We start from the raw sequence: 11,147 nt of genomic DNA on the forward strand, positions 1-11,147 counted from the left end.
TTAGTGATTAATATCTCAAAAAATCCCCCAGAATCGTTTTCCCCTTGTTTTTCATGGGTTATGGATGAAAGAAATTTCTAATATAAACTATATTGAATCGCCATTAAGTCATATTTGAGATTTTATCCCGATTAATGAATGACTTTTCAGAAATCAAAAATAACTTCCTACATACATGCAGATTTTTATATAATATCGAAAAGAAAAATACAGATCGATGAAATATTTTTAATATGGGATATATTTTGATTTTTGTCGCACAAATAAAGAAATATAATTGTGTTCCTTTATTTATTTAATTCATATTTGATTTTGTATCTATTTTTTATATTTGTATTTACTTTATTCTTTTTGAATTTCTTTGAAATAAAACTATGAAATATGAAAATGTGACATAAGCGCAACGCCTTTCATGACATGTGACAGGCATGTTGCATTTTCGTAGCAGAAGCATTGCGCACCGTTTCGGTTTCCGATGAACATGTCGCCAGAGATACAAAATTTTCTTGCGACCTTATTCGAGAAGGAACAGCGGCCGCGATGACCACCTCTGTGCAACACTCACTCAAAAGACGCACTCCTGTGCCCCGGACAGTCGTCCGGATGTTCCTGATGGCCGGCATTTCCTACAGTGTCCTGCCTTGCGTGAACGCTCATGCCCAGAGCACCACGACCGCACCCGCAAAACACGTTTCCGCTCACAAGAGCGCAGCCAAGAAAAAGGCTCCGGTAAAAGCTGCCACGACAGCCAGAACTGCACCCAGCGCAGGTCCGACATCCATTGTCGCAACCCCGGTTACAACCGCGACGGCTCCCGCAACCCAGTCGAACAGCAAGGTGCTGCAGCAGGGAACGGAAGCTGCAAACACAGATGAAGTTGTCACGGTCACCGGTACACGCCTGTCCCAGACACGCCTGACAAATGTCATGGCTGGAACAACACTCAGCGCAGACCAGATCAAGAAGCGTGGTTACACCGATATCGGTATCGCGCTGATGCGTGAAAATCCCGCTTTCGGTGTCGGCGACAACACACCGATCGGTAGCCAGGGCAGCTTCGGTGCAGGTCAGTCCTTCACCTCCCTGCTCAATCTCGGCAGTGATCGAACCCTGACGCTGGTCGACGGTATGCGCATGGTGGGCGGGTCGACGGCATCCCTTTACGGTGCGGGATCAGGGTCGCAGGTTGATATCAGTGCCATTCCGACCTCAATCCTGAAAGGGGTGGAAACCAAGCTGGGTGGCGCAGGTGCAGCCTATGGCGCGGACGCTGTGGCTGGTGTGGTCAACTACCAACTTGACGATCACTTCACTGGCGTAGACTTCAATGCCCAGGGCAACTGGAGCCAGAAGCTCGATGCCCCCGGTGAGAAAATCACCTTCAAAGTTGGCCACGACTTCGATCACGGCAAAGGCGGCATGGTATTCGATGTTGAATACCGAAATAACGGCGGTATGGTCGACAATGACCGGCCTTATCTGACCGGTCGCAACGCCACCACATATGTTCGTCAGCCGATCGGCGGAACAGGCAAGTACACTTATAATCTTGCGCAGGGTGCGCGTAACGTCATCGCATCTGTCACTGGCGTTCCGCAGTTGAGTGCTGGAAATCCGCCGATCTACGGTGGTCAGGTATTGAGCGGCATCTCCAATGCTGCCGGTCAGCCCCTGATGTTCAGTGGCAATGGCCAGTCCCTCGTCCCGATGACGTGGAACTATGCTACCAAAAGTCCAACTACGGTCGTGGGTGGCAACGGAACGGCACTTCAGGATTATAGCCAGCTTTATACCCCTACCGACAAGCTGAACCTGACGCTGCTCGGTCATTACGACATCACCGACCATATCCATGCAACGTGGCAAGGTTGGTACGCTCGAGGCACTGCGTCCAGCACCGTTGGGCAGGGCACTTGGAATACTCCGCTCTTTGCCTCAGACCCACTGACACTGTCCAATTACCACAACAATGCTGAAGTGAACGGCGCTTATGCGCTGAGCACCAACAATCCGTATCTGTCGTCTTCTGCACGCAGCACGATTGTGAATGCCCTGTCCGCAGCCGGATTACCGACTGACACGTTTTACATGTCGCGCCTGAATCAGGATCTGGATGCGGGCATGTATCAGACAACGATGCAGATGTATCGCTTCCAAGGAGGACTGAACGGTGACTTCGACGCCGTCGGTCGTCACTTTAATTGGAAAGTTCGCGGGGAATACAGCCGCTATCTGAACGATACATGGCAGCCTTCCATCGTCACACAAAACCTCGTCAACGCGCTTAACGCCACGACGGACGCCAGCGGCAATATTGTCTGCGCCCCCGGCTATACCAGCGCTCCCATCAAGACCCGCAGCTCCACTTGCGCACCTTTCAACCCGTTCGGCACCGGTCAGTCCACACCTGCAGCACGGAATTACATCCTGGCTGATGCCCATCAGAAGAATGCCAACGCACAACGCGACATTCAGGCTGAAATTTCCAGCACGGTCATGCGCCTTCCCGCTGGCGATATCCGCTGGGATATCGGTTACGAACATCGCCGCGAAGGTTATCGCTTCAATCCAGGCGCATTCTCCCGCGGATGGGAACAGTCTGACGGTTCATATCTGCAGTATGGCAACTCAACCTCACTGCCGCCCACAGGCGGCGCCTACCACACGCATGAAGTATTCGGAGAGCTTGACGTTCCGCTGGTCTCGCCCAGCATGCATGTTCCGGGTGTCTATAACCTTTCTGCAACAGCGAACGGTCGTTACATCAATAACAGTATGACCGGTGGCTACTGGACTTATATGTTCGGTGGCTCATGGTGGCCGACGCAGGACTTCGGCCTGAGCGGCAACTATGCCCGTTCGGTCCGCAACCCGTCCGTTACCGAACTGTTCGCTCCTAAGAGCACGGATTACGAAGATGGTATCGATCCCTGCTCGTCGGCTGGTGTTGATGCTGGTCCGAATCCCGCCGTGCGTGCCGCTAACTGCGCCAAGGCCAGGATCAAGCAGCCGTTCGAGTCAAACTTCAACAACTTCACCGTTCAGGGCACCGCAGGTGGCAATAACAAACTAAAGAACGAAGTTTCCACCAGCTATACCGGAAACCTTGAATTCCGCCCGCACTTTATTCGCGGCTTCGACTTTACGGGATCCTTCGTAGACGTAAAGATCAACAACGCGATCACATATCTTGGTGCTCAAGACATCATGGACGGTTGCTACGACTCGACGTCCTACGGGCCTAACAATACCTACTGCGCTGCCTTTACACGTGGAGCAGATGGCCAGCTCCAGAACTATCAAGCTGGTTATTATAATATTGCCAACTACGAGACACAGGCTCTGCAGGCACGTCTTGAATATAACAGCCCGCTGTCACGCTTCGGCCTGCCGTCTTCCGCTGGTGAAATCGGCCTTACAGGAAACTACGTCCACTACCTGAAGAGCCAGCAGAGCTACCTGGGCAACACCTATCTGCTCAGCGGTACAACAGCAACACCCAACGACAACTTCACGCTGAATGCGAACTATATCCGTGGTCCCTTCAGCCTGCAGTGGCAGACCCTCTGGTATGGCCCTTCGCACTACGCAGTGCAGGTGCCGGCCACCCAGTACTTTGCCAACAAACGTCCGTCCTTTGCCATGTTCAACCTGACGCTTGGTTACGAAATTACCAAGAACTTCAGCGCCAACTTCATGGTGAACAACATCACCAATGCGCTGCCGAAATATCCCGGTACGGTCAGCCTGAATCGCTACTACGATGCGATCATCGGCCGTTCCTTCCAGATGAATCTCGGGGTTCATTTCTGATCGTCTGATCAGGCGGAACACAAAAAAGGGGGGCTTCGGCCCCCCTTTTTTTGTTTTTGTAGAGATGTGTCACGGACAGCGAAAAACCTAGTCCAGAAGAGCAAGTCTTTCCGTCAGCAGGGAATAGAAGGCATCTGCCTCAACATCATTGATCCATAACGCATTCGGAACGCGATTGGTGACGTTCCACAGATCCACAACACTCTGACCCACGCACAACGGCGCGTCGACCTCGATCTCCACATTACAACGCAGCCCCGAGAAAAGCTGGGGCCACAGCAGAAAGCCAATGGTGAGCGGATCGTGCAACGCACCGCCCTCCCAGCCATATTTGAGCTTCTCGAACCGGTCTTCCGCCCCCAGCATCCGCACGACCATGTCCGTCACGGGCGAGCCGACTGCCGCAATCGGTTTCAGACGGGCCGGTGTGGCGATGGCGCGATGCGTCACATCCAGCGGCAGGAGCGTGATGGGGATGCCGGAACGCATGACGATGCGGGCGGCATGAGGATCCACGAAGAAGTTAAATTCAGCGGTCGGCGTGATGTTGCCACCCTCGCGCTGGGCACCGCCCATGGCCACGATCCCCGCGATCCGGGACGCGATATCAGGCGCATGGGTCAGGGCCAGCGCCAGATTCGTCATCGGGCCGAGACAGACCAGCGTAATCGTACCTTCCGGCTCACGACGCAGCAGGTCCACGAGATAGGTTGCGGCATCAATCGCCTGCGGACGCAGCGTCGGCTCGGGAAGATTAGCGCCCGCCATGCCCGTTTCGCCATGCACATGCTCGGCACTGATGGGCATACGATGTAGCGGACGGGCCGCGCCTGCGAATACCGGAATATCGGTGCGACCTGTCAGTTCAAGCAGGGCGCAGGCGTTTTTCGTCGTCAGAGCGACGGGAACATTGCCAGCGACGGTCGTGATGGCCTCGACCGTCAGTTCCGGCGAGGCCAGCGCCAGCAGGATGGCCACGGCATCGTCCTGACCCGGATCGGTGTCGATGACGATACGGCGGGGTGCGGTCCCGATGGAGCTGGCCTGTGTCATCATGCGTCTTCTTCGGAATCCTTGATCCAGACCTCGACCGGTCCTGTGACCTTGATCGTCATTGGACGGCCACGACGGTCCATGGCTTTGCCAACGGCCAGACGCACCCAGCCTTCGCTGATGCAGTATTCCTCGACGGTGGTGCGCTCTTCGCCCTTGAAGCGGACGCCGATGCCGCGGGAGAGCAGCTCTTCGTTGTAATACGGGCTGTCAGGGCTGGCGGAGAGACGATCGGGAATGGTGTCGGTCATGGCTATCCTCGTTGTATCAGATCCGATCAGGTCGGACCGGCGCGTCAGAGGTCTTCTCTGTAGCGCCGGATGGGCAGCTCTCCAAGTCCGACACCAACACAACGCCGGATATGGCCGCTCCCACAGAGCGCGGAGCACTGCTATGAGAGACGCTTCTTGTCGGAGACAGACCGCCCATGCCGTATTGCTCTTTTCGCCATAAACCGCTGACCGCCCTGACATCGCTCGTCATGCTTCTGACGGCCGGGGCCGCCCTGTCCGGCTGCGCCTCGGATGACGATGGCGACAACTGGTCCGTCAGCGCGCCCGTCTCGGCGGGACAGGCGATCCGGCTGGATTCCGTACCGTCTCATGAGCCGGCTTCCGTCTATCGCCTGACCTATCGCAGCACGGATGCACGCGACCCGCATCAGCTCGTCCGTGTGTCGGCGCAGGTTCTGGTCCCGCACGGTCCGGCTCCGGCGGGAGGCTGGCCTGTTCTGGCCTGGGCGCATGGAGAGAGCGGCCTGCACCTGACCTGCGCGCCGTCCGTGATGGGAATCGGCACCGTTCAGGCCCGTTTCTATGACGGATGGCTGCGTCAGGGCTTTGCGATCGTCGCGACCGACTATCCCGGCATGGGCGAGCCGGGCGCACCGCTTCTGCTGAATGCACGTTCGGAAGGCATGAGCGTGCTGGATTCCGTACGCGCGGCCCGCGAACGCCTCCCGGACCTGTCGGACAATGTGGTGCTAAACGGCCATGCACAAGGTGGACAGGCGGCTCTGGCGGCGGCGGCCATGGCCTCGACCTATGCGCCGCATCTGCATATTCTGGGCACGATCGCCGCCGCCCCGCCCTATCTGGACGAAAAGGCGGCGCAGGAGCTTCTGCATCCCGCCAATCCGCACAGCTTCTCCCCCGCCGTGCCGGAACTCCTGACACTCGGACAGTCGCTGGTCGAGGCCGATCCGTCCACCGACATCAACGAGGCCTTCACGCCCCGGGGGCAGCGCCTTTTGCATGATGCGGGCTCCATGTGCGCTTCGGATTTCTTCCCGATCGCCAAACGCTCCGGCCTGACGCCAGCAACCCTGCTCGAACCCGAAGCGGGCCGCGTGCTGGCACCGGCATTTGGCTGGGCGAAATATCCGGGCTTCTCCCTGCCCTCACCTGTTCTGATCGAATCCGGCGCGCAGGATCTGCACACCTCCACAAGCCAACAGAAACGCCTTGTCGCGCGTCTCTGCGCCGCTGGAACGCCCGTAACACACCGGATTCATGACGCCAGCCATAACGGCACGCTCGCCGCCATGATTACGGAAGCCCACAGCTTCGCCGGGCAGCTTCTTGCGGGCACCAAACCCCGTTCGGACTGTAACTCCGCGAACTAACCTGACAGAGAAGAGATGTTTTCGCTCCTTCGGGGGTCGCTTCGCGGAAACACTCTGTTAAAATCGGCCCTATGAATATCCTGATTACAGGGGCCGCATCCGGGATCGGACGCGGTCTTGCCCTGAAACTGGCCCGTCCGGGCGTTTCCCTACATCTGTGCGATCACGCTGAAGATGGCTTGATGGAAACAGCCCGACGCTGCGGTGGACAGGGAGCCAGAGCGGTGCCGACCGTGCTGGACACGCGCGATCGGCAGGGCATGGCGGAGTGGGTCGCCGCCGCGTCGGAAGAGCGGCTCGATATGGCGTTTCTCTGTGCGGGCATCACGGGTGGACTGCCGCATACCGACACCGACGGTCTGCTTCTAGAGCGTGAAGAGCGCGTCCGCGACATGCTGGATATCAACCTGACTGGAACGCTCAACACGTTCTTTCCAGTCGTCGCGGCCATGCGCGGGCAGGAGCGAAACGGCGAAAACCTGCGGGGGCGGATCTGCGTGATGGCGTCCGTCGCGGGATTCGTGTGCTACCCTGGCACGCCGTCCTATTCCGCATCCAAGGCCGCACTGGACCGTTTCATCGTGGCCAATGCGGGCCGGCTGGGTAGTTTTGGCATCAGCCTGACCAGCGTATGCTGCGGATTTGTGGATACGGCCATGGTGCAGGGAAACCGCTTTGCCATGCCGGGTCTGGTGTCCACGGAAGAGGCCGTGCGCCGAATCCTGCGCGGAACGCTGCGCCAGACGCGCCGGGTAATCTTTCCGGCATGGCTGGTCATGGGGTCCCGCCTGATGGATCTGCTGCCGCCCCGTCTGGCGGAACGCTATTATGTCACCCAGCCTTCCGCACAGCCGGCAGGCATGCCGGACTTCTGACGGCCCGCACACTGAAGAACTGACATTTTGTGTCCTATCAGTAATGACCTGAAACGCGGTTTTGTGGATAAACTGACCGCATGAATTTCTGCCGCCTGTTCATAGACCGCCCGGTCGCGACGACACTGATGTCCATTGCCATCTTCATGGCGGGACTGATCTGCTATCCGCTCCTGCCCGTCGCCACGATGCCGGACATGACCACGACATCCATCATGGTCGTGGCAACCCAGCCGGGCGCTGACCCGCAGCAGATGGCAACCTCCGTCACAACGCCTCTGGAACGCAGGCTCGGCTCCATCGCGGATCTGGAAAGCATCGAATCCGACACCAGTGCCGGACAGGCCCAGATTTTTCTGGAATTCTCGTCGTCGCGGAACATCGACGGCGCCCTGCGTGACACGCAGGCGGCCCTGCGCGCCGCGCGCGCCGACCTGCCGACCGGAACCATGGACGCGGATCCGCAGGCTTTCAAAATGGATGGCGGCGGCTTCCCGGTCTATCTGATGAGTCTGACCGGTGACCAGAAAACACAGGCCGAACTCTACGATATCGCCAATATCCGCATCAAACCGCTGCTGGCCGAGGTCAAGGGCGTGGGACGTGTGGAGGTCGTGGGATCGACAAATCCCGCCGTGCGCGTCGAACTCAATCCCAACCCGCTCTATAAATGGGGCATCGGTCTGGAGGACATCCGCACCGCCCTTGCATCGGCCAATGCCTTCACGCCCAAGGGTTTCATCGACAGCAATGGCCAGCGGATGATGCTGTCCACCAACGATCAAGCCGTCAACGCAGCCCAGTACCGGGACCTGATCATCGCATACCGCAATGACTTCTATCCCGTCCGGCTGAGCGATATCGCCACCGTCACGGACAGCGTGCAGGACGTCTATCAGACCAGCTATATCAACGGACATCGCGCCGTCACGCTGGTCGTCACAGCCCAGCCGCACGCCAATACCGTGGCTATTGTGGACGGCATCAACGCCAACCTGACGCATCTGCGCGATGCCCTGCCGGCGGACGTCAATCTGGTCGTAGGTCTCGACACGTCCCGCTCCATTCGTGCGTCGCTGGCGGATGCGCGACTGACGCTGATCCTGTCCGTCGTGCTGGTCGTGCTTGTGATTCTGCTGTTCTTCCGCAGATTCGTCACGACCCTGATCCCGGCCGTAACGGTCCCCATCGCGCTCTCCGGCACACTGGCAGCCATGGCGGCGTTCAACTTCACGCTCGATGTTCTGTCGCTCATGTCCCTGACCATTGCGGTCGGCTTCGTGGTCGATGACGCCATTGTCGTGCTGGAAAACATCGCCCGGCATATGGAGGAAGGAAAGGACCGTTACACGGCCAGTCTGGTCGGGTCTTCGGAGATTGGCTTTACGGTCCTGTCCATCAGCGCCTCGCTGGTCGCCGTCTTCATCCCGCTGCTGTTCCTGCCGGGCGGAGCGGGTTCGATCATGTTCGAGTTCTGCATGACGATGATTTCCGCCATCGTCATTTCCATGTGGCTCTCCCTCACGCTGACGCCGATGATGTGCGCACGGATGCTGGAAATCGACCACGGCGATCAGCCCCGCAAAGGCTTGATCGGTTCTATCGCGTTTCTCACGGAAACCTCACTGGACTGGACGCTGAAGCAGTACGGCCGCTCCATGCACTGGTGTCTGCACCACCCGGTCTTGATGGGCATGACGCTGCCGCTGAGCTTCGTGGTGCTGATCGGCTCCATCGTGCTGATGCCTAAGGAATTCATCCCCTCACAGGACATGTCGCTGCTGGCGGGACGCATCAAGGGCGACCCCACGATGTCCTTTCAGGAAATCGACCGGCGTCTGCGGGAAATCGGCGCCATCGCCCAGACGGACCCCGATGTCACGTCCACCACCATTTTCAGCGACGATAAAAACAGCGGCGAACTTTATATCCATCTGAAGGAAAAGGACGAGCGCGTCTCCGCCGAAACCATTCTGGATCGCATCCGCAAACGCGTACCCAACGAACCCGGAGCGGACGTCTCGTTCTGGAGTGTGGGCGGCAGCAGTCAGGGCGGCAGCAGTTCCAAGAATACCGGCAGCTACCGCTACGTCCTGCGCGGAGACAATGTCTCGGACCTGTTCGGTTATGTCCCGATCCTGCTGAACGCTCTGCGCGCCTCGGGAAAGCTGGTCAACATTTCGTCCACGACCGAGGGGCAGTCCGTCGCGGCTTACATCACCGTCCAGCGCGACACGGAAGCGCGCTATGGCGTCACCCCGCAGTTGATCCAGAACGTCCTGTACGATTCCTATGGTCAGGCCATCGTCTCCACGATCCATCTGCCCACGACCGAACACCGCGTGGTCATGGTGCTGGCCCCGAAATACCGGATGGACCCCGAGACGCTTCATCAGGTCTGGATTTCCACCTCCGCAGGTACGGCGGCCGGTGGCGTGGCCTCCAATCTGATCCGCGCCCGCAGCGACTCCAGCACCTCCGCCAGCAGTTTCACGTCTCTCGCAACGGCCTCCATCCAGAACTCGCTAGCCAACCAGTTGTCAGGCAATACCTCCAGCGGTTCCGCCGTCTCGTCCTCGATCGAAACCATGATCCCGCTGATGAACGTCGCATCCATCCTATGGAAGCCACAGCCCCTCGATATCACCCATCGCGGCAACTATTATTCGGCCAATATCTCGTTCGATCTGGCGACGGGCGTGAGCTACAACGATGCGGTCGCTCTGATCAAACAGACCATGCAGAGCACTCATGCTCCCGATGGCGTGCTGGGCGACTTCACCGGAACAGCTGGCGACACACGCAAGCTCATGATCAATGGCGCCCTAGCGTTCCTCGCCGCTATTGCCGTGATGTATATCGTGCTGGGCATTCTTTATGAGAGCCTGATCCATCCCATCACGATCCTCTCCACCCTGCCCTCCGCCGGAATCGGCGCGGTTCTGGGGCTGTGGATTGCGGGAGAGTCCTTCAGCATCATCGCCATGATCGGCATTATCCTGCTGACAGGCATCGTCAAGAAAAACGCCATTCTCGTCATCGACTTCGCCATCCATGCGGAACGTGTCGAGAAACTCTCCCCGAAAGATGCCATCTTCAAAGCCTCCATCACCCGCTTCCGCCCCATCCTGATGACATCCCTCGCCGCTGCACTCGGCGCGGTCCCACTCATCATCAGCAACGGTTATGGTGCGGAAATGCGCCGTCCGCTGGGTGTTTCCATCCTCGGCGGAATGATCGTCAGCCAGCTTCTAACCCTTTACACGACGCCAATCGTCTATCTTTGGATGGATGCCATCGGCGTAAAGACAAAGCGTCTGTGTCACAGACTGCTCGGCCTGCTGCGCCGCCACAATACCTCCGCCCGATTATCCAGACGAACCTGAGTAATATTCAGGTTTTAAACTTCACGGGCTCGTCACTGTATTATTGACAAGCCCGTTTCTCGCTCTGGATCAGCCATTACCAGCACAGGCAAGTTCAAAAGAATGGCAACGAAGCAGGATGCCATCGGTCCGCGTGGCCTTGATGTCTTCCAGTGTCTATCCATTGCCGATCGGATCGGCAAAATACGTGCAGTTATCAGACTGCGCGATATGGATGAGATAGGGAACGGCAGTGGTACAGCAAGCAGGAAGTCCTAGGAGCAAACATCTAGTTTGGTATCATTCTTAGGACGCAAGCTGATTGCGCTTTTGAACGCGAGCCGAGGGCCGAAGGCTCAGAACGCAAAAAACGCCTCGGGCAATCAAGCTGAGGCGTTATTGGAGAATTCGTTAAAG

The 11,147-nt window shown here is 57.8% G+C and carries 6 protein-coding genes and 1 pseudogene; 4 read left to right on the forward strand and 3 right to left on the reverse strand.

Annotated elements, in window-relative coordinates:
• Window positions 1-612: 612 nt before the first annotated feature.
• A complete protein-coding gene (locus tag GKO01_RS04000; RefSeq protein ID WP_244901313.1) occupies window positions 613-3,813 on the forward strand; it encodes a TonB-dependent receptor domain-containing protein in 3,201 nt (1,066 codons plus the stop codon).
• An 87-nt stretch (window positions 3,814-3,900) separates the two neighbouring features.
• Here GKO01_RS04000 and GKO01_RS04005 read toward each other — a convergent pair whose 3' ends face one another.
• Window positions 3,901-4,869: a nucleoside hydrolase gene (locus tag GKO01_RS04005; RefSeq protein WP_099285841.1), complete on the reverse strand. Its 969-nt coding sequence runs from the start codon at window positions 4,867-4,869 to the stop codon at window positions 3,901-3,903.
• Entirely contained in the window at window positions 4,866-5,117 is a 252-nt protein-coding gene (locus GKO01_RS04010; RefSeq protein WP_099285842.1) for a DUF3297 family protein, read from the reverse strand. Before GKO01_RS04010 ends, GKO01_RS04005 begins: the two co-directional genes overlap by 4 nt.
• Window positions 5,118-5,293: 176 nt before the next feature.
• Here GKO01_RS04010 and GKO01_RS04015 point away from each other — a divergent pair, with 176 nt between their 5' ends.
• From GKO01_RS04015 to GKO01_RS04025, 3 genes are all read left to right on the forward strand, one after another.
• A complete protein-coding gene (locus GKO01_RS04015; RefSeq protein ID WP_099285843.1) occupies window positions 5,294-6,490 on the forward strand; it encodes a lipase family protein in 1,197 nt (398 codons plus the stop codon).
• Between the two features lie 71 nt (window positions 6,491-6,561).
• On the forward strand, window positions 6,562-7,365 hold the full coding sequence (locus GKO01_RS04020; RefSeq protein ID WP_099285844.1) for an SDR family NAD(P)-dependent oxidoreductase: 804 nt from the start codon (window positions 6,562-6,564) through the stop codon (window positions 7,363-7,365).
• 80 nt (window positions 7,366-7,445) lie between these two features.
• Window positions 7,446-10,751, forward strand: a complete 3,306-nt coding sequence (locus GKO01_RS04025; RefSeq protein WP_099285845.1) for an efflux RND transporter permease subunit — start codon at window positions 7,446-7,448, stop codon at window positions 10,749-10,751.
• An 81-nt stretch (window positions 10,752-10,832) separates the two neighbouring features.
• Here GKO01_RS04025 and GKO01_RS16640 read toward each other — a convergent pair.
• A pseudogene (locus tag GKO01_RS16640) lies at window positions 10,833-10,982 on the reverse strand (IS481 family transposase); the annotation flags it as partial.
• Between the last annotated feature and the right edge of the window lie 165 nt (window positions 10,983-11,147).

The organism is Gluconobacter kondonii (genome assembly GCF_002723995.1).
Lineage (GTDB): Bacteria > Pseudomonadota > Alphaproteobacteria > Acetobacterales > Acetobacteraceae > Gluconobacter > Gluconobacter kondonii.

Excerpts from the sequence above, each read along its gene's own strand:
- GKO01_RS04000 (WP_244901313.1), top strand. The coding sequence starts at position 613 with ATGGCCGGCATTTCCTACAGTGTCCTGCCTTGCGTGAACGCTCATGCC.
- GKO01_RS04005 (WP_099285841.1), bottom strand. The coding sequence starts at position 4,869 with ATGATGACACAGGCCAGCTCCATCGGGACCGCACCCCGCCGTATCGTC.
- GKO01_RS04010 (WP_099285842.1), bottom strand. The coding sequence starts at position 5,117 with ATGACCGACACCATTCCCGATCGTCTCTCCGCCAGCCCTGACAGCCCG.
- GKO01_RS04015 (WP_099285843.1), top strand. The coding sequence starts at position 5,294 with ATGCCGTATTGCTCTTTTCGCCATAAACCGCTGACCGCCCTGACATCG.
- GKO01_RS04020 (WP_099285844.1), top strand. The coding sequence starts at position 6,562 with ATGAATATCCTGATTACAGGGGCCGCATCCGGGATCGGACGCGGTCTT.
- GKO01_RS04025 (WP_099285845.1), top strand. The coding sequence starts at position 7,446 with ATGAATTTCTGCCGCCTGTTCATAGACCGCCCGGTCGCGACGACACTG.